Here is a 24,162-nt window from a genome sequence, read left to right as displayed (position 1 = left end):
CCCCCTCCCCGACCATCCCCCACAGCGCCCAGCTGGCGCCCTCAATTCGCGCCCGACCATTATCCAGAGCGGTGACGGTGCCATGCAGCCGGTTATTGCTGCCCATAAACTCGGCGGCAAATAGCGTTCTCGGGCTACCGTACATCTCCTGCGGCGTTCCCTGCTGCTCGATCACCCCGTTATTGAGCAGCAGAATGCGATCGGAAATCGCCATCGCCTCGTTCTGATCGTGCGTGACCATCAGCGCCGACAGCCCCAGCTTGACGATCAGCTCGCGCAAAAAGACCCGCGCCTCTTCCCGCAGCTTGGCGTCAAGGTTCGACAGCGGCTCATCCAGCAGAATCACCGGCGGGTTGTAAACCAGCGCCCGGCCGATGGCCACGCGCTGCTGCTGCCCTCCGGAGAGCTGGTGCGGATGGCGATTGCCAAGATGCCCCAGACCCAGCTGTTCAAGCACGGTCTGCACCCGCTGCTTGATCTCCGCGGCGGCAACCTTACGCAGCTTCAGCGGATACGCCACGTTTTCAAACACCGTTTTATGCGGCCACAGCGCGTAGGACTGAAATACCAGCCCCAGGTTGCGCGCCTCCGCCGGGATTTCGCTACGCGGGTTGCCGTCATAGACGCGGGTTTTACCAATAGTGATAATGCCGCTGGTCGGCTTCTCCAGCCCGGCTACCGCCCGCAGCAGCGTGGTTTTTCCACTGCCCGATGGCCCGAGCAGCGAGACCACCTCACCCCGCTTCAGTTCCATTGACACGCCCTTGAGCACCGGGTTATCACCGTAGGTCAGATGCAGGTTTTCTACCGATAATTCAATCATGTAATTTCACTCCAAAGCGCAGGGCGATACCCAGGCCCACGACCACCAGCAGAATATTAATAAAGGAGAGCGCGGCAACGATATCGATAGCCCCCGCCGCCCACAGCGACACCAGCATCGAACCGATGGTTTCGGTGCCCGGAGAGAGCAGATAAACCCCGGTGGAATATTCGCGCTCGAAGATAAGAAACATCAGCAGCCAGGAGCCGATTAAGCCGTAACGAGACAGCGGAACCGTGACGTGGCGGGTGATCTGCCCGCGCGATGCGCCGGTACTGCGTGCGGCCTCCTCCAGCTCCGGCGCTACCTGCAGCAGCGTCGAGGAGATGAGCCGCAGCCCGTAAGCCATCCATACGACGGTATAGGCCAGCCAGACGCTAAAAATGGTGTTACGCAGCGCGCGCAGCTGAACGATCAGATGTTCACGCAGCCAGTCTGCCGCCGGCAGCGCCGAGAGCCAGCCGTTTTTCAGCGACTGATCGAGCCACATCGGCAGAAACAGAAATACCCACAGAAACGCCAGCCCGGCCAGCAGCCCCGGCACCGCGCGCGGCACCAGCACGCTATAGTCCAGAAAGCGCGTGACGTTATCCGGTTTGCGGTGCATCGCGATGCCCACGAACAGATAGCAGACCACCGCCAGCGCGCCGCCAATCACCCCAATCGCCATAGAGTTAACGATGGCGCGTAGCAGATTCGGCTGCTGCCAGATGTTACGGAACGTCGCCAGCGAGAGTTCATCCCACAGCGAAACGCCCACACCCCAGTTTGAAATAAAGGCCCGCAGCGCCACGCCGATCAGCGGCACCCCAATGGTGACCGTCAGCCATGCCACCACCACAACCCCGGCGACCCAGCGCCACTTCCCCAGCGGCAGCGCGCGGGCCTGGGACGCTTTTCCCTTCATGGTGACAAAGCGGTTGGCGGTACGCATCAGGCGGCGCTGGAGCATCACCAGCGGAACGGTGATGCAGATCAGGACTACCGCCACCGCCGCCATCAGGTGATAAGAAGGCGTACCGAGCTTGTTGGTGAGCTTATAGAGATAGGTCGCCAGCACCATGTTGCCTTCCGGATCGCCCAGCACCAGCATCAGGCCAAATACCTCCAGGCCGAGGAAAAACAGCAGTACGCAGGCGTAGAGTATCGACGGTCGCACCATCGGCAGGCTCACCGAGGTCATCACCTGCAGCGGCGATGCGCCCACCGTCCGCGCGGCCTCCTCGACATCCGATCCGACGCTGCGCAGCGCGGAAGAGATATAGAGATAGGCATGCGGAACGTGCGTCAGCCCGGCAATTACCACGATGCTGAACATCGAGTAAATATTCCACGGCACGAAGCCGATCAGCTGCTCGGCCCACTGCGAAAAGAAGCCCACCGGCCCGGCCGCCACCACGTAACCAAAGCCCAGTACCATCGGCGAAACGAAAATCGGTACCAGAATCAGCGGCTCGATAAACCGCCGCCCGGGCAAATCGGTACGTACCATTAAAAAGGCGAGGATCCCGCCGAGGGGGATGGCAATCGCCACCAGACCAAACGCCAGAATAAAGCCGGACTTGAGCGCCAGATAAAAATCCGGGTCGCTAAAGATGAAAGCGAAGGCTTCGAGGCTGAACGATTTCGTACGGGCAAAAAAAGGCGCCGAGAGAAAGCTCTGCACCACGATAAATAACAGCGGGACATAAATCGCCAGCGCCGTCATCACGACGACGATACCGCGCGGCAAACCCTGCCATTTTCGACGTAAGACATTCATAAGCGATCCCTTTAAACCTGGCGGGCGTTAAGCGGGCTGCGCATCCTGAAATGATGCGCAGCGCCGGAGGGTTATTTCGCCGCGGCGGTGCGCCACTGTTTGATAAACTCCAGTCGTTGTTTCGGCTCAAGATACGCCAGCAGCGTTTCATCGACCGGAATAGGCTTCAGCGCGCTACCGAGCATTTTGGTCATACCGTCGATATCATTTTTACCTTCGATATCATTGCGCAGGGAGGGAATATCGGCCTGGTTCGCCAGGATGCTTTGTCCCTTTTCCGACAGCACGTAATCAAACCACAGCTTCGCGGCATTAAGGTGCTCGGCTTCTGCGGTAATAAAAGAGACCCGCGAGAGCACCAGTACATAATCTTTCGGATAGGAGATGCCGAGCGAAGGATCGTTTTTGGCCCGCGCCTCCGCGTAGGATCCGAGAATATTGTAGCCAATCAGGTTTTCCCCGGAGGAGACGCGCTCCATCATCGTACCGGTGGACGATTGCACGGTCAGGCCGCCTTTCGCTATGCCCGCCAGATCGTCAAAGTAGCTGGCATCGGCTTTGCTGTCCTGTACCGCCAGCATAAAACCCAGACCCGATTTTTCAATGTCATAAGTCGTGACCTTACCTTTGAATTTATCGGCCTGGCCGGCGATCAGCTTCGCCAGCGCGGTATGCGAGTCCGGTACTTCGCCCTGAGGGATCAGCCGCTTATTGTAGATAAAGACCACCGGCTCGTAGGTCGTGCCGTAGGCTTTCTGTTGCCAGACCGCCCATTTTGGCAGCTTATCCCGCTCCGGCGAGGCGTACTCTTCGGCGTAATCGGTGGCGAGCTTCAGCGCCGTATCCATGGAAGAGCTCCAGACCACGTCGCCGCTGCCGCCGCCCGCCGCCTGTTCGCTGATATAGCGGTTGTACAATTCGGTGCTGTTCATATCGTTATATTCAACTTTAATGCCGGGATATTGCGCTTCAAACCCTTTAATTAACGGGCCTGCGGCCTTGGTATCGGTCGTTGAATAGATAACCACTTTGCCTTCTTTAATCCCGGCATCCACCACCTTTTGATAATCCGCCGGATAGCCCTGAGGAACTGCGGCAAGGACCTGTCCGGAGATAGCTGCCGTCAGTGAAATCACTAACCCACTAATTTTCATATACATAAAATCAACCTTTAGATATCAATTATTAAACTTAAATTTAACATATAGCGGGACGCCAGAGCCTTGCAACGCCGGGGTTTGTTTTTTTACGGCTTTTGTGACGCTGGCGTAATTTAAAAGAAGATTCGTGGGGCGCGGCTAAAGAGATAAAGGTTGTTGGGCGGAAATATTAAGAAAAGATTAAGTTTTTCTGTTTCTTACCCCCTCAGTATTGCGTTTTCTTACACACAAAAATAACACCCGCTGGCGCCGGGCGAACATCAATCGAGCTTATGGATATTGCCATCAGGGTAAATTTTGCGATCGGCCTTACAATTGAGCTGTTAAATAACGTAATGAAAAGGCATTTCATCAAATGAACTCGCCATTCTCCTGAATTTAAAATGGAACCAGGCCTATGTAGCCAGAAAGCTATCTCCGCTATGTCCTTGATGTCATTGCTGGCTGGCGGGATTACCACTTAGCATTTCATACAGCGAGGGGGGGTTGTGTCCCTGTGGCATTAGTCCTCCTTCAGCGGCTGTAATGCAAGGTGGTTATTTCCGGCTTCCAGAACACGGGGTTTATCCGGATCGAGATCTTCACGTCTGAGAACCTGCTTCCAGGTATTGTTGACCATATCCGGATGGCGGAACAGTCCGGCCACCGCGACAAACTGCGCGCCTTCTTCCATTGGCATATCAAGATTCGCATCCCCACCCGGCTTTATCACCACGTCGCGGGTCGCCAGCAGGTCGGCTTTCAGGATCGTGTCGCCGTTCTTGAGGAGTTGCTGATAAACCGTTTTGTCGAAGTTTTTGCGGTCTTTCAACTGGTAGACACGAACCACCACCGGCTCAGACAGTGAGTTACTCTCGCGGGAATCCGTATTCAGTGCTTCACGGGCTATAAAATCCAGATGCAGCACCTTAATCTTCTTATAAAACACCGCCGTATACACCGCTTTGGTGCCATCCGTAATACTCTGCGTCACCCCACAGCCTGCCAGGCTGAACGCCAGTAGTGCAGATAGCCAGCACGCGGGTTTAATCAAATTTGTACTTAGCACGTCGATTTCCTTGTTGTGGTTTCGCAGGCGCCAGCCCGGTGTAGTAACCCAGTTCTGTCGTAAAGGTCAGCGGGAGATCGTCCGCAAACGCCCCCTCCTCCGCTCCCAGCACGCCGTTCATGCCGAGCCAGAAAGGTTCTTCGCCGAGCGGCGGGACGGCCAGCAGTCGGGTCCGGGTGGTCAGGGTGATCCTGGCCTTAAAACGCCAGCCGAGATAAACACGCAGCATCACCAGAAAATCCTGATACAGCAGACCATCCGGTTTCCAGCCCTGCGCTTCCTGTTCGTTATCCGTCCTGAGCGCAACCAGCAGTTGACTGCCCGCATCCATCGCTTCTTCCCCCAGCGGCGTATTGCCGTCCAGCAGAAAATCGTCATCGCCGTAAAAACCCAGCGGCTGGCCGATCTCCACCGGCCGCAGGCAGTACGGACTCACCTGCACCGTAGTATCCGGGGCCAGCAGTCTCACCAGCGCCTGCATCCCCTCCTGGGTTTTGCCGGGTTGGCGCAGCACACCGAGCAGCGCCAGAAAGCGGGATACCGGTGTGGCGATGTGGTTTGCGGTTCCCGGTATGCCCAGCCCCACCAGACCCAGCAGCGACTGCGAAATGCTGTCAGTTCCCCCTGCCTCAAACGTGGCCGGATAAGAGTATTTCCGCCAGATGCGGTAAAACTGCGTCAGGATGCGGTGGCTGAAAATATCCAGAAAGCCCTGTAGCACCTCATGCCCTTCACGGCACTGAGTGATGTCATCGAGCCAGGCTGTCGGCAGGGGTGAGTCAACACCGTACATCCCCATAAAGGTTGTGCGGATGCGCGGTGGCCTGCTGTCATCATCCTTGTCATATTCGACGGCTTTCAGTTCGCTGCCCGGAAACCCCATCCCCGGATGCGGCGCAAACCGCACCGGGTCATCAGCAGGGTGGCTGGTTGACCCCATCAGCGGCCTGTCCGGATTACGCTTCTCCAGAAGCTGGCAGAAGCGATAAAAATTCATGCGGTGCAGGTCGGCTGCCAGCCGCGGGCTCAGCCGGGAATGCGGCGGTTGTGCTTCTCTTCCCATTCCAGGCGCTCTCCGGTCGGTTGCAGAATAATAATCAGGCGGTTAAACAGATAGATGTCTGTATAGAGCGCGAAGAAGCGGCTCAGCATCTCGCCGAACAGGCAGATGTCGCCGCGCCCGGCAAAGTCGTGGCTGTCGAGCGTCACCTCAATCTGCACGCCGCGTACCAGGTAGCCCTGCTCAAATCGCCCGGTCTCACTGTGCTTCACGTCAATAATGGCTTCCAGGCGACGGCGGTTCATCTCGCTGTCGGTCCATTCATACAGCGCCAGGGTGCCGCGCAGCACGTCGGCATTATCCATCATCGACAGAAACCCGCTGCCGAGGTGGCTCAGCACGCGCCAGTGAAAACGGTCCTGTGCCGGGGGATAGCAGGGCAGCGTCGGCGCACACAGGTTACGCACGGCGACGCTGGCCGAGGTGCTTTTCATCACCGTATCCAGCACGGTGCTTTGTAATGCGCGTCGCGGCAGCTGGCCATTGGTACCGGTGAGCGTGAGGGACAGGCTTTCGTTTTCCGGCACCGTGTGATTATCAAAGGCTTCGCCGCCGAGGATAAGCCAGGTGTTATACAGTCCTGACGGACCGCGGCGCACGCGGGTGTGGTAGTAATACTCCGGCGCTTCATGGCGCATCATGCCGCCTTTGTGGCGGAAACTGGAGAACGGTACATAGGTATGCTGGCTTGAGGATATCACCGAATCGACAGCATAAATCTCGGTATGGCCATCCTGCACGCGCATCGGGCGCAGCATGTATTCGGTCTGCAGTGAATTCAGCGTCAGCGGGTCAGATTCCAGCGGAAACAGGTTAATCACCGGCACACAGTTCAGGCGCAGATGTTTTTCGGTAAAGCTGAAGTCATGCTCCCAGCGCTCGGCCAGCACCACGTCGATTTCGAACCACGCGAGCTCAGCCGGAAAGACTACGGTCTCCAGCCCGCGCAGAGCCGTGAACATGAATTTTTCGCGGAAGGTGAAGTACTCCAGCAGCAACTGGTAGCCGCTAAAGCTGCTGCTGTCCTTCGGCCACAGCCCGTCATCATCACCGAATCCCAGCGCGGTGAAATACCCGTCGAGTGGCTTTCTGTCCGTGTCACCCGGCATCCGCAGCCACAGGCGCGCAGTATTCATAGTAAAGGCTTCATGCATGGCGCAGGCCAGCGGTGCGTCAGCATTGAAGTAGAACGGGATCTGGCTGAGATCGGCACGACTCCAGTCGGCGAGATGGCTGCAGTTAAAGCGCAGGTTGATGGCCGAACGCCCGTCAGGGTCAGTCGACAGACGGGCATGCTCCAGCGACAGCGGCTGAAGGGTGATTTCTTTGGTGGTGGTGTACCGGCAGCGCGTGCCCTTCTCGCCGATCGGCTGCGAATTGACCTCGAAACCTTTGACGATACGCATCTTCTCTTTCATCTCGCGCCAGTCGGGCGTGAACTCCACCACCGACATCGACGGAATGGTGCGCAGGTATTGCGGCCACAGCAGGCTGACCAGCCCTTCGGTCAGTTCCGGCAGGTCGTCATCGAGTTTCTCGCGAAGACGCCCCATCAGGAAGGCAAAGCCCTCAAACAGGCGCTCCACGTACGGGTCGCGCGCACCCGCTTTATCGAGATTGAGCATTGCCGCCTGCTCGGGGTGAGCGCGGGCAAACTCTTCGCCGGCTTCCAGCAGGTAGCGCATTTCAGCGTCGTAATAACGCAGGGTTAAGTCGTCCATATTTATTTTTGCTTTATTTCCGTTGGATTCAGAGCACAGCTGCGCCCTGTAGTAACTTCAGCATAAGGTTAAAAAACATAACGATGGCAGATGCTGTCATTAGCCACCATAAGTACGTTCATGCCGGGAAGGGATAAATTTTGCGCCGCAGGGGCAACTGCTGGTGCTATGTAGCGAACCAGCATATTTCCGCCCACTGGCATTATTGTTCGGAATATGTCCCACTATTTTGTACGTGCCAGCATGTTTTCCGCAGGTCACATTCTCCTGCTCCCGGGCTACAGGGATCCCCATGACGGTATCGGTCGGATCACCTCCAAGAATTTTTCCACCACAAGTGGTCATGTCACCCTTTACCAGATAATAACCTTTCGCCATTTTTCACATCCTGAGTTCATCAACCATTCAACCGCAAAGCACCGCACTGCCTGCCGGATCGAGCGCAATCAGACCGGCCAGAAGCTGGTCCATCTCTGGCTGTAACCGCGTTTTATCGGTTTCACTACGTGCGGCTTTCACGCGCAGCAGTCTGAGGAGGCGCGATTTCACTTCAAACAGCAGTGCCGGCACCCACTGCGTGAGGGTTAGCGCCACGCGAAAAGATACGGTCGCCTGCTCCGGTATTTCCACCCAACTCTATTGCAGGTACAGACGTTTGAGGATGCCCGCTGATCAGCCCGCGGCGTATGCCGGAGAGTTTATTGACCTCCTCCCGGATGAGCTGGGAATCATCGTCATATCCCGGCACCTCTCCCCTCGGACGGGTAGCGCTGACCGGGGCAAGCCAGGGCTGCCAGCTTTCCGTGCGTGCCTGCGCCTGCTGTCGCAGCAGATTTTCATTCTGCCTGACAGGCAGTAACCAGATCCTGCAGAGTGTCCATCATTCAGTTCCGTCGATATCACTGTCTTCCGTTTTGGTCATCAGCGCCTGAGCCGTAGCCGCGCTGTCGACGCTGAATATCTGATCCGGCAACGTGAAGCCGCGCAGCGCCAGTAACGCCAGCGGCCCGCTGCCGAGCTGTGAGCGCAGCACCCACTGCAGGGTGCGGCCATCCGGTGCGGTGAAACTCATCATCCACTGGCTGCGGTCAAGCTGCTGACGCTTACCCAGGTCAAGCCAGCGAATAAAGCCCCAGGTCCCGCTGTAATCACCAAACAGACGCGCACCGGCATTAACGGTGGTCCATGTCAGCATGGTTCCTGGTTTGTAAGTGTCGCCAGGCCAGTGAATGGACTGCCAGTCAGCCATCTGGTTAAAGTAGTGCAGCTTTTGCCCATCAATGGTCAGCTGCGTTTCCACCACCTGCGGCACAGGACGCGCCTGCAGCTCAAAGGTAATGCTCTGATTGCCATCGGTAAACAGAATGTCCGACAGCTGGCTCAGCTGATTAATGGCCCGCAGGAAGGCCGGGTTGAAGCTCAGCCCCTGGCTGTTGACCTTATCCGGCACCCACTGGCTGCCCTCCTTGTGCAGCACACCGCTGAGCTCCGTCGTCAGGAAGCGCTCAATGCGCCCGCTGTCCTTGCGCACAAACTCCGCCAGCATCGGCAGGGAGGCATCACTTTTGCTGGCGGCAAACGGGAAACGACCGTCAAAGGCAGTTTGCCAGTTCGCGACAACCGAGCGGCTCCATTTATCATTCAGGCTGGCTGCCGACGGCTGAAGCACGGCCTCCCAGGCCTGGGTCAGCGGCTGCACAAACATTGTGCTGCCAAATCCGCTCCACTCCTCGCCAAGGCTTGCCGAAATCAGGCTACCGTACTGCCAGGTGTCGGTAAGGTCCACGCTTTTGCCCTGGAACACGGTCTGCGCCAGGGTCTGCATCATCGCCTGCGGGTCAGAAGCGCTGGCCACCTGTTGCAGGCGCAGCCGCACGCGGGTGATACGGGTCAGGTACGTCTGCAGGCTCAGCGTGTTATCCGCCGACATCACGTTGCTGCCTTTGTTTTTGCCCAGCAGTTGAAGCAGCGGGCCAAAGGTTTCATCCAGCGGCCCCTGCGGGCCTGAGGCAGACTGGTCAATCATCGGTTTGTCCTTTCTGCCTACGAGGTCTTTGGCCGATTTGATGATGGAGTCCGAAAGACCTTCGCTTTGCTGGCCGGTCTGTCCCTGCCAGGCGAGCGTATTCATCAGGGCAATCAGCGGCGACTGGCGGACGTCACTCATCAGCGTCAGCTGGTCGGTAACGTCTGCAATATTGTTCGCCGGATTAAGCTGCAGGCTGTTGAGGAAGCTCAGCCAGCTGCCGGTAAAGTCAGTGAAGTAACGTTGTGTCAGACGCGCTTTCAGGGCTTCCGGCGACAGGTCTGAGGAGACGGCTTTTCGGCTGTCGCTGAGCACCCAGTCGATTTCATCCCGGCGGGAGTTCGCCGCCTTTTCGATGGCCTGCTGAATCCCCCCCTCCCAGGCCTGGCGGGTAAACATGCCCGGCACCACCTCCTCGGTGGTAAACAGTCGCCGCGCATCGGTACCGCCAGTCATGTCCTCCAGAGACACATCGGCAAAGTTACGACGCACGGATTTGAGCATGTTCTCATACAGCGTGCTTTCCGCGTTGCGCCGTCCTATCTGCTGCAGCAGGACCTGGCGGCTCTGGCTGATCAGCTGCGCATCCGGCGTGATTACCCACTTTGGCTGCGCAGGCAGTTCGGAAATGTAAAAAGCCCACAAATCCGGCGCCAGGCTCTGCCACAGACCGGTTGAGATACCTGTCCGCGTCGGCTGCACGGTTTTCATGGTCTGTGCGTAGAATGCGCCGTCGGCTTTATCCGGCCGGGCCATCATCAGCCAGGCTTTCAACTGGTCGTAGCCCGGTTTCGCCAGCTGCGCCCGCTGGTCGCTGTTGGGTGCAGAATTTGCCAGCGCGCTGAGCTTTTGCTTAAGCGCCTCATTTGCCGGGTCGCGTATCAGGCGGTTGTTGGCCACGCCGTACCAGGGGAGCATCGCGTCGAGCAACTGCTGGTTATGGTCCAGGCCGAAGCGCTGATACCAGGGGGCGCCCTCCTGAGCATTATGCTGCAGACGCCCGGCATCATTACGCAGAGTATGCAGGGCCGTCAGCTGGTTGTCCGATACGGAAGGATGCGCCACCAGGGCATGTGCCTGTTCGGCGACGGAGACTATCTGCTGACGATTGACCGTAAACGACAGCAGCATTCCCGCCCCCCAGACAACGATGATGGTCATCAGTGTCCAGGCAAGCGTCCTCTCCCACGCCATGCCGACACGGCGGCCCCGCACACGGGTGCAGTCGTTAACGATACCCTGCCAGGTCGCCGGCAGGGTCAGGGCATGGCGCTGTAATTCAGGGATATATTGCTCAGCGTCGGCTGTTCCCGCTGACGTACTGGCGGATGTATTCTCCGGCAGGCTGAACATCAGGCCACGCAGCGGAACGCGCTGCTGAGAGTCGTAGAGCCATGGCAGCAGTTGCTGAGCCCGGCGGACGATACCGCCGTCCTGGAGGTGCTGGCCCAGACGCAGCAGGAAGTCGTGGCTGTTGTTCTCAGCGACCTGGCTTACCCCCTGCGCCCGCAGGGCCGGCAGCATCCGCTCCAACTGGCGGATAATATCGTCTTCTTTTGCGCGCAGGGGAAAGCTTGCCCCTACAGCCTGCTCAGGACGCGTACCCTGCGACCAGTTGCTGTCGCACAGCTGCCACAGCCAGACCGGGGCGGAATAACGCAGCAGTTCGCTGATTTTTTCCAGCCCGCGTAAATCGCTGTCGCTGATTTGCGGGGTCAGGTTAAGTGACGGGGGTATGACACGGACAATCCCGTCCAGCGGGCGTCCGCGGCGCAGTTTGCGTAATGCGGTGTATTTTTCACGGTCAGGCTCCGATGCCAGGCTGCCGCCGTAAATCAGCACGGTGCGGTTGCCTTCGAGCCACTGCTGCTGTTGCAGGCCGGGAACCAGCTGTTCGACTGCGGCTTCATCGCCGGTGATCAGCAGCAGGCGGACTTTGCGACGCCAGAAGAACGAGTACCGTCTTCTGAGATGCCTGCTCAGTGCTGAAAAATTATATTGATCCGACGCTCTTTCTTCATTGTGATTGTTTTCACCATCAGGCGTAACGGGTGGGGGATTTTGTTGCCTGGACAACGTAAAAAATACCAGGGTGCATAATGTGGCGGTCAGGATAATGAAACCTGCCAGCACATACCAGAAATTATCGTCACCACTACCGGACGGCAACTGCGCTGTCTGTGCAAAAATAAAGAGTATCATCAGCAGGACTGCTACGATGAGTAGCCCAGTTCCCAGTGGTTTTGAAACCTTTTTCATGCCGGTTATTCCTTTCCGGAGTGTCGTGCAACCCGGATAAATTCCGGGCGCTGAAGACGGGCTGTAATTCGTCTCAGCAAAATGGTCAGCCCAGGCAATGTCACTATCAATGACAGCAGAAGAAGAGAGATCCCTGACAAGGAGAGTGCGGTTGAAGGGAAATAGCGGATCATCAGGCTGTACAGCCCAGCATTGAGCAGTAATGCCATCAGAACAGACCCCCCGGGAAAGGGTGGCTGAATAACGAAATGATCATGCCCGACTGCGGGGGTGGAGTTTCCGAGCGTCACTGCCCAGGCATCATCTTCACCTTCGAGAAGAAGCCATTGGCAGTTAGGTCCATATGCCGCCATCTCAGCAGCAGCGCCAATCATTGCCCAGTCAGCGAGACCGCCATACCGGACGCATACGCTGTCGTAATCAATGATCCCGCCAGTGCCAATGCCATCATACAGAGGGACCGATAGGTCATTCAGCACCCGACTCATTGACTGTCGTGGCGCATCTGACAGACCGCTGTGCCAGACAAGGTGTTTCTTGTTGGCAGGCGTGAGGGCCATATCCCGTAATTCACTGAGTTCCGTTGTAAGCATACGGGTGTTGAGCGGCATCGCACGAAAAATCCGTAACGCATTTTTTTGTTCACCCGGATTCAGCATCGATGGTGGCATCAAAAATAACGCGCTGGCAAATTCAGACACAACATCATCGGGTAGACGATAGTGCATCACCAATATGAGGACGGGCCGCTTTATTGGTCCCATAAACTGATTCCAGTCATCAAAGTATGAGTCTGCGTCCTGAAAATGAATCTCAGCTTTCCAGGGAGGGGAACCTGCTGACCAGATACGATGGAATAACTGAGATTCACGGCCTTTGTCGCTACCGTTGGTCTGAACAATAATCTGGAGTGGGCCGGAAGGATATCGCCACCGAACCGAGGGCATTATCTGAGCAATGAGATGACGAAGCAGCTGCTCAAAACGTGAAATACCGGGCGTAAGTGGTTCGTCTGGCAACATCGTGAGAGGCGATGTGTCTGCACTTTCTCCTTCCTGCGTATGTGCAAGACGAGCTAACAGTCCCGTATCGGCAGTGATGAAAACATGGCTGAGAATGACAAGATGCTGTTGTGCACGTAAGCGCCACTTCAGACGCATGTTCCGGCACCACTCATTCCAGTTCCAGACACGAATTGCCAGCATTTCATGGCTGAAAGTGTAGACCGCGATGGCTGCCGAAATGCCCGCAAATGTCCAGGTCGTCAGTGGTAACCAGGCGCCACTGCTCAATGAAGGTAACCCTGTCGCCGGTGATTTCAGTACAGCAACAAGCAGCCCAGTGAAAAGTCCGAGAATTATAATGAACAGACAGATCCACGGTGACCAGGATGGTGCCTGCTCTTTTTCAGGCACCTCCGGCAGAGACCATCCCATCAGCCAACCTCCATATCCTGCATACTCGCGATAACATTCGCGCCGCACTGAGTTTTACAGCCATGCAATACAATTCCACGCCCGTTTTCTTCATACGCAGAAACATCGCATTCAATAATTTTATTTATACCGTGTTCCGGGCAACTGACGGTATCATTCAAAAGTGCGGCATTTTTACCGGATATATCGAAACTGGATGAAACTGATATGACTTTGCCACCATGCGAGGTGGCATCCCCTAAAACAACAGCAAATTTCCCCACTTGCTTTTCCCTTTAATTATAAATAAATGCCTGACTATATAGCATTGAAATTTAGCAAACTCACTGAAAAACAACCTACCGAAGTGTGTTTATGCTTTATTTACAGATCTATATGCTGGCAGCTTACTTTGCTCTTTATCAAATTTATCAATAACAGTGTCCCGACTAATTAAATCAGGCTCAGGCACGTTGTCAGGTATTCCGCTGAAGAGATAAGGATCCTCACCCTGCGTCCAATCAGCTTTTCGCCGTAAATCAGCCATAAATTCTTTATCCCAGGTTGCATCGCAATAGCCAATCGGTAAATCATATGCCACTACCTGTGACATGAAATCAGCACGCATCGGAAGAGTACTATGATCCGTCGGCTGAGAAACATAAGTTCTCAGCCGAAGATCCTTTTCTTCAAATGTCTCCTTACGGCTCACAGGTACCAATCGGGGCTCAGATTCAGTACCCACATTTTTAAATCCAGTAACAATATCCTGATTAGGATATAGGTTGATATAGTTGTCATAAGTATTATCGTTTTTATGGTTTTTATCCGGATTAAATTCCCCCCAACCATCTATCTGCCTGTCATCATGCTCCGCTCCAACGCGTGATACATCAAAATCAGCCAAATTTGAAGCATCTACAGGTTCAGGTACCTTTTCGGCATTAATAAAAACCGTTTGCCATTCTGGAGGATCCGGATAAGTGAAACTACTGCTTTGATACCTGTCGCCTTTATCATCCCAGAAAGGTTTTCCATCCGGCAGTTTTGCAAAAGGCGTTACGGGATTCGGAGTATCACCACATGAAGTGCTGCGGGCAAGCATACGCTGAAATAAATGTCCCTGATGCTTTTTCAGCAAAGGATGAGGCTGCCCTCGAGAATTATTGGGTAATCCCTGCCAACCAATTGAGCGTAGCGGGCGTGACCCCATTACCCGGTCATGAGGACAAAAGTAAATATAGGTACGCCCGTGGTTATCTCGTTCGGCAACACTGCTGCCACTTTCACCGGCAGGAGTGACATCAGGTCGCCAGTTCTTTTTATCCGCTGTCTGACCTACGCAAAGTCCTTCATATCCAAGTGATGACAGGTGATTTTTTCTGGAGGCAACCTTGTCAACGATCGCAGATAATGTGCTCTGTCGCCCTTCAGGAGAGATGCATTCCTCTGCTGGAAGCGAGGCGCCATTAAGGTCATTATGATCCAGTGCATAAGGTGAGTTAAGTACAAATAATGCATCAGGTGCATTCTTCGCTATCGCTACCGCAGCCATTGCAACCATAGTGCCCTGGCTGTGAGAAATAATGGTTACTGTATCTTTGGGATATTTATTACGAATACTGTCAACCAGGTCTGCAAGGCGTTTTGCTGCATGGGCATAGTATTTTCGCGGTGGGGCATTGGTTAAAAGGCGATCTTTGTCGTCATTAAACCACTGGACTTTGATACCTGCGACTCTCTCTTTAAACCCCTTCTCGCTCCATAAAGAATGAAGATTATTTGTACCATTCTGGAATGGCCCACCGCCCCAGAAAAATGGGCCCTGAGCCATAATACTTTCATGAGAAACACCTTGCATTTTCAACTGATGATAATCAACGCCTTTTCTATTGGCTAACGGTATAACATATTTATCTTCATTACCTTTAGGTGAAGCATACCCCCAGTAAAAGCGAATGACTGGAGAGGTTTCCTTCTTAGGCGCAGGCAAATCTCTTTCTATAAGAGGTTCAATCTCTATTTTTTCATCAGAAAAATATTTATTAGCCACTAGTTTATAATCAGTCCCTTTTAATCCAAGTCTCTTATTCAGGCCTTCACAAATTTTGTCCTCAGCAATTGAAAACCATTCTCCTGTCGAGTTAACACCATGTACAAGAATAATAACCCCAGGCAAATGTGGAGGTAAATTACACCCACCTCTGATTTGGCAATTTTTATGAGAGGGAAATGAACGCCAGGAAGGATGCCCATTATCATCAAACTTACATTCAAGTTCCCGAACAGGCTCATAATTATTGTTCATTTTTCACCACCTCCTTTTTCCCATTTGACTCATTGGTATATGTGATGATTTTAGCTTTAATGTTTTTATTGCATTGATATTTAACATCAATACTTGACGTTGAAAACTTCGGAAATTTAATTCCATCTTTATAAACTTCATCTTCAATCCTAATCTGGATTTCAGACAATTCGTTTGCCATTAAATTCCTTTCCTCATGTGTTTTCGGTGGCGTTAATGTTCTGAGATAGTCGAATATACGAAATCTAGGTCCATACTCGTTTGCATAGGGAATTTTTTTTCTTATCAGTTCTTCTTTCACTAACTCATCAATTTTTTTCTGCCAGTCATCATAAACACTGATTAAATTGCCGTCAGAAAACCTTAATTTATTCACTGAGCTAAGGTCATTGAGACCTGTAGGGCGAGAATAGCTATCCTCCGTTTTAGATTCATCCCTTAGATAAACACCATCATTAGCCACTACTACTTTAAGCTGACTAAAACGTTCTGGGGTGCTGTATTCCATAGCTACAATTTTATATATAAATGAGTTCCCATGATCTGCTGAAAAGAAGAAAAACACAGGGCAACCTGTTTCTGACCTTCCACTACCACAATATTGTCTGGTAGATGCGCCAGGGAATGCAAGATAACCATTATCTGCCCCATTAATAACAGAACCTTTATAAGCTGCTAAATTATTCCCTCGGCGATAGGAGAAATCATAAAAATCGATATCCCATCCCAGGTGTGTTTTTATTCCCCGCTGAGAGTCATTGTAATATACCTGTCCACCCTTATCACAGGATATGTAGTTTTCCAGCGTCAGGTATCGATTTTTATCTATGCGATAAATAATTTGTGGCGGAGCATCCGTTTCAACTTTCCGCGACTCTTCAACCTTTTGAGAGCCACTCATTCCTCCCAGGCCCACTCCAAAACTGGCCCCCATACTGGCACCTGCCAGGAACTGCAGGCCCTTATAAATGGCATACAGGAGCACACCGACAATGGCTATAATTGTAAGCACTTTTCTGTCTGACTGATTCCATCTCATCTTAATTCGCCTTAACCAAGCTGATAATCATATTGTCGATAACATCAGATGAATTGAGTGACGTCGCTCCAGAATCATCTGTCACACCTGAAACAACAGAACCATCTGGCATAGTGATTTTGTACGCTTTACCTGGTATAGGTTCTTTAGTCAGTGCATTTCTGATGACAAATCTCTCATCAAATGTTGAAGGCTCAAACGACTTCATCACCCCCTGCATACTGCCAGAACCGGCCTTTTTAATGCCGGCATTCTTAATCAGCAGCTTACCCGGACCGCCAATTTCAACATTTCCGCCCTTAATTTTGATATAGCCGCCACCACAGACCAGCGTCAGTTCATCCTGTGCAGTAACAACCAGTTTCTTGCCGCTTGATATATGCGTATCCTGTGTCGACCAGGTGGTGATATTCCCTCCCTGAGCCTGAATATCAATATCGTTATGCGAGCTGAACAGTTTTGCCCCTTCACGGCTGTACAGGCTGAGTTGCTTTCCTGCCGCCAGCGTAAAATCCTTCTGCACACCGACATCCAGCTGTTTACCCGCCGTCAGCGTCAGATTATCACTGGCTGATAGCTGCATATCTTCGCCGCTCACCAGTGCCATGCCTTTTGGCGCACTGCCCAGAATCACTTCCTCATGCAGTTGTTCGATTTTTTGCTTCAGGCGTTTTTGCTGACGGTCAACATCGGCAGCCAGTGCCTGAGCCTGCTGTGCGCTGGCAGCAAGGGATTCCATTTCCACTAATGCTGCTGAAAGCCGTGCGAGCGCCGGCTCCATATCCAGCACCTGCCCCTGCGCCTTCGCCTGCCCGTCAGCACTGATAAAAATCCCTTTCTGCGCCCGGATAGCCCCCCAGCTGTCCGTCCTGAGCTCAAAACCTTCCCCGCGCTGTTGTTTCTTGCTGTCGACCAGATGCCCGAGATTCAGCTGGCTCTTGCCGCCGTACTCCGTGCTGACCTTGATATGCTCTTTCCCGCGCTCGTCGTCGAGGCGGATTTTGTTGTTTGCCGGCGTGCGCAGAACGTTACGTTTGTAGTTACGGATGGTGACGTGGTCGCCGTGCGCCGAGTCGTGCAGCACCCCGGCGATGTACGGCCGGTCCGGGTTACCGTCCTCAAAACCAATCGCCACCTCGGTGCCCGCGAGCAGCGGCAGGTGCAGGCCGTAAGTATCTCCTGCGTAGGGGCGGGACTGACGAACCCACAGGCTCTCGAACCCGGTCTCCCAGCAGTCCCGGTCAAACAGCATGTTGACGCGGTAGCGGCCGTCCTTATCGATATGCCCGTAGGTGTCATTTTCAGTGGTACTGGTGACGCGGGCCGGTAAGGTGCCTGCCATCACCGGACGACTGCCGGGCGCCGGGCGGAAACTAAAATCCGGGCTGTCCGGGATACCGTCAAACCGGACGCCAAAGTCTTCATCACGCCGGGCATGGCTGTGCATCGCCGTGACAACCACGCCCTGCGCAAACACCTCGGCCACTTCGTCCCCGCCGGTGACTTTCAGCAGCATCCCCGGAGAGAGGGTCGGACAGCTGGTGAAGGCCCGGGTCTGCGTCTGGCCATTCAGGTAGCGTTCGTGACGAATGCGGGCGTAAAACGCCCCGGACTCCGGCGCCGGATTGCGGTCATGGGACGCTCCCGCCGTCAGGTAGTTATCGGCCCAGTGATAGGCATCACCGTACGTAGTGGCATCCCCGCGGGTCGCGTCCACCAGAGTATTCATGTCCTCCGTGGCCTGCCGGTAGTTGTAGTCGCGGGTGCTGACCTGCTTCTGCACCACGCTATGATGGCTCTCCATCTTCCACACCGAGTCCACACCCTGCGAATGCTGCCCGGACGGCGGCACCGACGGCAGCGTCAGTCCTGTTTCATACCCCTGCTGGCTGTCGTAAAACTCCACCACGTCGATGTTCAGCCGCGTGTCGGTGGTGAAGCGAAACCAGATACCGACCTCACCCAGCAGGCGGGTGATAAAGTGCAGGTCGTTCTCACCGTACTGCATCACCTGCTCACGCCGTGGATACTCTCTGGTGAGCGAAAACAGAAAATCCTGGCCGCGCATGCCGTGGCGCTCGCGCAGGATTTTCTCCACAATCTGCGGGACGGACATATCCTGGTAAATGGCGTTCTGGTGCGAACGGTCAAGCAGCGCCAGGCGCGGCTCAAGCGTCAGGGCGTAGCGGGTTTCGTCCTTTGAGGTGCCAAGGCGTTCAAAACCCGTCACCACTCCCTGAATCACCCGCACCGGCTGCTGGATTTTGATGCCGTAGCCCTGGTCAACCGGGGCCTGCAGCGTCAGGGAAGCCGCTTTCATCAGCATCATCTCTTTGCTGATGGTATGGTCAGCGCTGGTGAACTCAATACGGTAGCGGAAGGGTTTGCTCAGGGCTTCATCGCCTTCAAACGCCAGCACGTCAAGCCCTGCGTCACAGCCCTTCACCGAAAGCAGATGATGGCTGTGGCTGAATCTTAACGGGGGATTACTGCTCATGCGTGCTCTCCTTCTGTGAGGTCAAACTCCAGTCCGATACCCTGAGCCAGTTCGACTTCCGGCTGCAGATCCGGCCGCTCGTCAGATTGCGCATCCAGTTGGCTCTGGCCAAGCGTCAGTAAGGGCCACAGCCCATCACAGCGAGCCAGGTTAGGTTTCCCGCCCAGCGCCATCAGCAGATGAACGCTGCGGATGCTCTGTTCTCCGGCAAGCGAGGCCAGCAGCCAGTGCCCCGGCAAAATTTTCGCATGGGTGCGGGTCTGACAGAGCGAAGCCGCCCCTTCCATCGCACGGGCACAGTAAGGGTTCAGACATCGCAACAGGCTGGATGGATTTTCCATGAATCTCTCTCTTTGTCAGTTCCTGGACACGCTACCGCCCCTCGCTGTTCACCAAAGCGCATAAGGTCAGGCAGACAGATTGTATTTTTCTTTGCTGAGTGCCCGCATATCAGGCTCTCAGCAAAAAACTTTGGACAGGAAACCCCGCCCGCATCAGGCGATTGCCCTAAATAATTCGTGTTGCAGGCAGGCGGCAAGTTCGTGAATCCCCGGGAGCATAGATAACTATGCAACCGGGGTGAGCGGACGTAGCCAACGCACCTGCGGCGCGAAGTATGACGGGCAATTACGCGGTGGCGCGTTCGTTCCAGCTATCGGAATGAATGATGTTGCCGTCTTTGTAGGTCCAGGTGATTTTTTCGTAACGCAGTTCTACGCGCTCAAGATGGTTGTGCTTCTCTTTAGAAGGATCCTTGATGTCGTACATTTCAGGGCTCACTTTCACCACCTTCACGTTCTCAAGCCTGGTGTTGAAGTACTCCACTTCCTGGCCCGCGTCGTTGATCTTGTACCACTTGAATTCCGCAGACTTGAGGGTCTGACCGGTGGTCACCGCCTTGTACAGATACGGGCTGGACGAGTCTATTTCCTTGGTGAACAGGAACGGCGTGTGGATACGGGTGCCGGTCAGTTTGCCGGTGTTGTTATCGGTCGGGATGTACAGGTTATGCTCCTGAGCGACAACTTCGATGCTGCCCTCGCGATCCTGAACGTCCACAGATCCTTTAATGTCCGCACCGCCGTCGTCTTTCAGCCAAAGATAAACAGGAATTGCCATGGAATTACTCTCCATTGTGTTGTGATGCGCCATCATCCTGCGATGACGCCGGGTATTTGCCGGGTATCTGACAGGCATTGGCCTGCGGTACCAGACTGATTTCGACACGGCGGTTGAGCGTACGCCCTTCCGGAGTGTCGTTGGTTGCGACAGGACGGCTTTCGCCATAGCCCTGCACCGCAAAACAGCTTTCCGGCACGTCGCCGGTGTCGCGCATCCAGTCGCGCACCGCTTCGGCACGTTTCTGAGAAAGCGTCTGGTTCAGTTGCGGATTGCCGGTGTTATCGGTATGCCCGGACACGACAATCAGCCAGCCCGGTCTGGCCTTAACCCCCACCAGTGAATTGATCAGCATTTTGGTGGAGCCTGGCTTGAGGTTGTACTTGCCCGAGTCGAACAGCGACATGCTGTCGAGGCGGATAATTTTCGCTACCGGTTTGGGTTTCGGCTGTGGTTCAGGCGGCAGTGGCGGCGGCACATACGAGCGGATCGCTTCCAGCACCGGCATGCGCAGACGCCCGCCCTGATACAAACCCAGGCTCAGCCGGGCCGGTACGCCGTTACGTGCATGGTCGTCCAGCAATGCCGCATCCTCGCGCAGGGCCGCAACGGCGTCGGCTTTCGGGCCGTAGTCATCCATAGAGATGCGGTCGTAACGGGTAATATCGAAGCTCACGCGTTGCAGCTGCTGGCGATTGTTCCAGCCACTGCTGAGCAGCGCAGCGATAGTCGCCAGCGTGAAGATCCCGAGCGCACAGCGGAAGGCTTTGTCACGCGGCGTCAGGCCTCGCCCTTCCGGCAGCAATGGCAGGACAAAATCCGGCAACGGGGAAATAACCGTACTGTCCGTTCCCACCGGCTGCCAGCCGGTCACCTGTTGCATCGCGGTGTGACGGGACAACCACGCCGTCCAGGCCGATGTGGTCAGGCTTCCGGCAAGGATTGGTCTCATGCCCCACACCACTGCGGCAGGGGCAATGACCGGCACATCGGGGTTCTCATCCATAAAAACAGCCTTGACGTGCTGATGGAACCAGCTCATCAGGCTGTTCATCAGCACCTGCTGCTGCATCGCAGGCGTTCCGCCGGCGGTGACCCATGCAGCGACAGAGCCCGGAACTGAAGATTCACGCCAGACCCTCACCCCTTCACCCGGGAGAGCCATCTGCCAGAACAGGTCATTCGTCATCGCGCTGCCGACCTGACCATTCAGAATCAGTGGCACAGAATGACCCGTTTCTTTACGCAGCTGGCTGATGCGCCAGCGCAGGGTCAGCAGACCACTGGTCAGAGCTTCGCTGTCCGGGTGTTGCTGCGGACAGACACAAACCATTACCGACAGCTGACGTCCCCAGTCAGGACGCAGCCACAGTATCTGGCGGGCTACCTGCTCCAGGTCCTGATGATCCTCCACGCGGATCCAGCATCCCTGCGGGACGATGAGTACCGGTGATTGATGCGGCCAGGCCAGCGGCAGATCGCCGCAGACCAGCACCACGGGCTGACGGTAAGTGGCTTCCGGTAGGTTATCCAGTTGCAGGGTGACGTCATGCCGCGCGCGACGACTGGCGACATACCAGCACGCCATGATAAGCCCCAGAACGGTAAGCAGAACGAGTACTGACACCAGTCGGGTGACCGACAGAAAACCCAGGCAGACCACGGTACTTAGCAAGGCGGCCCACAGCGCAAGTCCGCGCTGTTGCGCAGGGCTCATTTCACCGCTCCCGGCAACAGGGTCTGCAGCATCTGATCCAGCCAGCGATCCAGTCCCCACCAGAGTGCGGCGACCACCACCACGCTCAGGCCAATACGTACGGGCCATGATGCCAGCCAGCCGCCCATTTCCCGTCCGGCACGGCTTTCCACCAGGACAGGATGGGTTTGTGGATAGCTGAACGGCGTGACATATTCACCAAGTGCATTAATGAGTTTCTGGCGTTCAGGGTCGTTCAGAGAGCGGAAATTGCCGAGGAAACCCAGCATCATGACTCGCTGGAAGCAGGTCACAACAGCGTGGTCAGGAGCCGGTTCACGCAGCACATCGCGCATCCGATCGCACAGCGTGTCACCGGCGTCCATAGTGCCAAGGAAGTGCCCCTGCAGGGGAATGTCATACCACTGCACGCAGGCATCGTCCTCCACACCGCGACCTTTGACCGCCTCATCGAGCAGCGCACACTGTGCCGTGAGAATATGCTGACAGCTAGCTTCATCAAGTTCGCTCGCTTTCAGCTCACGCTGGACTCGTTCGACATCAGTAATGCAGCGTTCCCAAAGCGTGAGCCCTTCCCCGTCCTGGAATATCGGACCGTGACGCAGGCTGATCACCTGCAGCCAGGTATCCTGAAGCAGGGCATCTATATCAATGAACGCGGCGCCGCCGCGTTTACGCTCACTCATGTTCTCAGTACCGCAAAAAGTTCAAGTTCAGGCTCGCCGAGCATTCCCGGAACGTAAAACATACATGTGCCGCTCTGGAGCATTTCGGTGGTCAGGGGGTGAGAGACATCCAGGCTGAAGTACTGGTTTTCCAGACGCAGTGGAATGGCTGCCGGTACATGACGCAATGGCGCGAGAGGTACGCCCACCCGCGATGAGTTGACGATACTTCTGACATGATCGGGACTGCCGACCTTGCACTGGCGCGGGAACTGCTCCTGCAGCTGTGCCGCCGACATCCGCGAACGCACGGAGAGATAGTAATCCGCCCCTTCACGCAGACGCGGATCGTGCAGACGGGCCTGCCAGAAGTGCAGCCGGGCATCGTGCTCAAGTTCAATCGCCACCACCCGCGACGGCAGGCTGGCTTCCAGCAGGTCACCCAGTAAATCAAACAGCGGCGGGAAAACGTTATTCAGTTGCTCATGCTGCCAGACCGGGATCGCACTCACCTGGTGCTCCAGCGAGAAGGTCAGCAGGCTGCCCGCCAGACGGGCCAGCTCCGGATACAGACGCTCCGGTGGGCTTTGCGGATGGCGCTGAAACTGTGCGAGCACGGGCTCAGCGCTGTTCAGAGCATTGAGCAACCAGAACAGGGACACATCGGCCACGGCAAAATCCGCCATCCGTTCGTTGCTTTCCCTGCGCATATCCATCAGGCGGCTCAGGCGGGTACGCAACTGGGTCATCAGTTGCTCCAGTTGGGTCATCAGCCAGCGGCTACCCTGGATGGCCAGGAGCGGGGGAAGAAACGTCTCATCAAGTTGCCACGCCCTCTGCGAATCCTGCTGCAGGCGGGCGATCGGACAGGTCAGGTAATCGCTGTTATTCTGATGGGCGAAACGCAGCGTCAGCTCCGGGCGCATCACCGCAATCTGGCGGGTATCTTCCCCAAAGGCGTTGCGGACATCCCGCCAGCGCTGCCGATAGCGAACAGGACGCTCAGCCACCTCATCGGGTTTCAGGCAGTTGCCGCCGTTCGCCCGCAGCAGCGGAAGGGCCAGTACCACCACCACGTGCTGCGATTCATTCTCAAGCGCCAGTACCGGTGGCAAATCGTCAGCGTTATCCGTATCGATTAATGTCCCGTCGGGGAAACGGATATGCAGATGACGGGCCTGCAGGCGGCCCAGTTTCAGTGCATCCGATTCGAATGTGGCATCGATCATCCCCCAGGGATGAGAAAGCCCGAGTCGGGCGATACATTCCGCAGACCAGGCTGAATACGCGGCCTGCTGCTGGAAGTGCTGGGGAGAGACCATAACGCCCCTGCCCCATAACGGTTGTTCCGTTTTCATTGGCTTTCTGCCTTAGCTTATTATTTCGCCTTTGGCATCTGGCTGACCAGAGACAGGTTCACGTCCATCCCTTCCACCTGGAAGTGCGGCACCGCGTACAGCTTCACCCGGAAGAAGCCCGGATTGTCCTCGATATCTTCCACCACCACCTTCGCGTCGCGCAGCGGGTGTGAGGCCTGCAGCTC

General features: G+C 55.4%; 16 protein-coding genes and 4 pseudogenes. All 20 read right to left on the bottom strand.

Features of this window, described 5'->3' with window-relative positions:
- The coding region (locus ACESQ2_RS27985; RefSeq protein ID WP_373171583.1) for an ABC transporter ATP-binding protein at positions 1–823 on the bottom strand (823 nt) is incomplete at its 3' end.
- Entirely contained in the window at positions 816–2,585 is a 1,770-nt protein-coding gene (locus ACESQ2_RS27980; protein ID WP_049070088.1) for an iron ABC transporter permease, read from the bottom strand. The genes ACESQ2_RS27980 and ACESQ2_RS27985, both read right to left, overlap by 8 nt.
- A gap of 71 nt (positions 2,586–2,656) precedes the next feature.
- Positions 2,657–3,745 carry an ABC transporter substrate-binding protein gene (locus ACESQ2_RS27975; protein ID WP_004851647.1) on the bottom strand — a complete coding sequence of 363 codons (1,089 nt, stop codon included), beginning with the start codon at positions 3,743–3,745 and terminating at the stop codon, positions 2,657–2,659.
- 502 nt (positions 3,746–4,247) lie between these two features.
- Positions 4,248–4,793: a type VI secretion system lipoprotein TssJ gene (gene tssJ, locus ACESQ2_RS27970; protein WP_038423150.1), complete on the bottom strand. Its 546-nt coding sequence runs from the start codon at positions 4,791–4,793 to the stop codon at positions 4,248–4,250.
- A complete protein-coding gene (gene tssG, locus ACESQ2_RS27965) occupies positions 4,771–5,856 on the bottom strand; it encodes a type VI secretion system baseplate subunit TssG (protein ID WP_368768601.1) in 1,086 nt (361 codons plus the stop codon). Before tssG ends, tssJ begins: the two co-directional genes overlap by 23 nt.
- On the bottom strand, positions 5,820–7,574 hold the full coding sequence (tssF, locus tag ACESQ2_RS27960) for a type VI secretion system baseplate subunit TssF (RefSeq protein ID WP_373171582.1): 1,755 nt from the start codon (positions 7,572–7,574) through the stop codon (positions 5,820–5,822). The genes tssG and tssF overlap by 37 nt, the downstream gene beginning before the upstream one ends.
- 108 nt (positions 7,575–7,682) lie before the next feature.
- Positions 7,683–7,952: pseudogene (locus ACESQ2_RS27955) on the bottom strand (PAAR domain-containing protein); the annotation flags it as partial.
- Between the two features lie 27 nt (positions 7,953–7,979).
- Positions 7,980–8,165, bottom strand: a pseudogene (locus ACESQ2_RS27950) (type VI secretion system protein TssA); the annotation flags it as partial.
- A 289-nt stretch (positions 8,166–8,454) separates the two neighbouring features.
- The gene (locus tag ACESQ2_RS27945) at positions 8,455–11,859 is read right to left on the bottom strand and encodes an ImcF-related family protein (RefSeq protein WP_373171581.1); all 3,405 of its coding nucleotides are present in this window, start codon (positions 11,857–11,859) and stop codon (positions 8,455–8,457) included.
- A 5-nt stretch (positions 11,860–11,864) separates the two neighbouring features.
- Complete coding sequence (locus tag ACESQ2_RS27940; protein ID WP_046878518.1) at positions 11,865–13,295, bottom strand: hypothetical protein; 1,431 nt, start codon at positions 13,293–13,295, stop codon at positions 11,865–11,867.
- Entirely contained in the window at positions 13,295–13,558 is a 264-nt protein-coding gene (locus tag ACESQ2_RS27935; protein WP_049070080.1) for a PAAR domain-containing protein, read from the bottom strand. The genes ACESQ2_RS27940 and ACESQ2_RS27935 overlap by 1 nt, the downstream gene beginning before the upstream one ends.
- An 89-nt stretch (positions 13,559–13,647) precedes the next feature.
- Positions 13,648–15,582, bottom strand: coding sequence for a hypothetical protein (locus ACESQ2_RS27930; protein WP_373171580.1), 1,935 nt, complete (start codon positions 15,580–15,582; stop codon positions 13,648–13,650).
- Positions 15,572–16,621: a hypothetical protein gene (locus ACESQ2_RS27925; protein ID WP_046878520.1), complete on the bottom strand. Its 1,050-nt coding sequence runs from the start codon at positions 16,619–16,621 to the stop codon at positions 15,572–15,574. Before ACESQ2_RS27925 ends, ACESQ2_RS27930 begins: the two co-directional genes overlap by 11 nt.
- Position 16,622: 1 nt before the next feature.
- Entirely contained in the window at positions 16,623–19,118 is a 2,496-nt protein-coding gene (locus ACESQ2_RS27920; protein ID WP_049070077.1) for a type VI secretion system Vgr family protein, read from the bottom strand.
- A gap of 32 nt (positions 19,119–19,150) precedes the next feature.
- Positions 19,151–19,459, bottom strand: a pseudogene (locus ACESQ2_RS27915) (Clp protease); the annotation flags it as partial.
- 286 nt (positions 19,460–19,745) lie between these two features.
- Positions 19,746–20,237 carry an Hcp family type VI secretion system effector gene (locus ACESQ2_RS27910; protein WP_046878523.1) on the bottom strand — a complete coding sequence of 164 codons (492 nt, stop codon included), beginning with the start codon at positions 20,235–20,237 and terminating at the stop codon, positions 19,746–19,748.
- A gap of 4 nt (positions 20,238–20,241) precedes the next feature.
- Positions 20,242–21,954, bottom strand: coding sequence for an OmpA family protein (locus ACESQ2_RS27905; protein ID WP_373171579.1), 1,713 nt, complete (start codon positions 21,952–21,954; stop codon positions 20,242–20,244).
- A complete protein-coding gene (gene tssL, locus ACESQ2_RS27900; protein WP_373171578.1) occupies positions 21,951–22,640 on the bottom strand; it encodes a type VI secretion system protein TssL, short form in 690 nt (229 codons plus the stop codon). The genes ACESQ2_RS27905 and tssL overlap by 4 nt, the downstream gene beginning before the upstream one ends.
- The gene (gene tssK, locus ACESQ2_RS27895; RefSeq protein WP_275050842.1) at positions 22,637–23,977 is read right to left on the bottom strand and encodes a type VI secretion system baseplate subunit TssK; all 1,341 of its coding nucleotides are present in this window, start codon (positions 23,975–23,977) and stop codon (positions 22,637–22,639) included. Before tssK ends, tssL begins: the two co-directional genes overlap by 4 nt.
- 20 nt (positions 23,978–23,997) lie before the next feature.
- A pseudogene (locus ACESQ2_RS27890) lies at positions 23,998–24,162 on the bottom strand (type VI secretion system contractile sheath large subunit); the annotation flags it as partial.

Source organism: Klebsiella sp. Q11 (genome assembly GCF_964241505.1).
Lineage (GTDB): Bacteria > Pseudomonadota > Gammaproteobacteria > Enterobacterales > Enterobacteriaceae > Klebsiella > Klebsiella michiganensis.
This window is presented reverse-complemented; position numbering and strand designations above follow the sequence as displayed.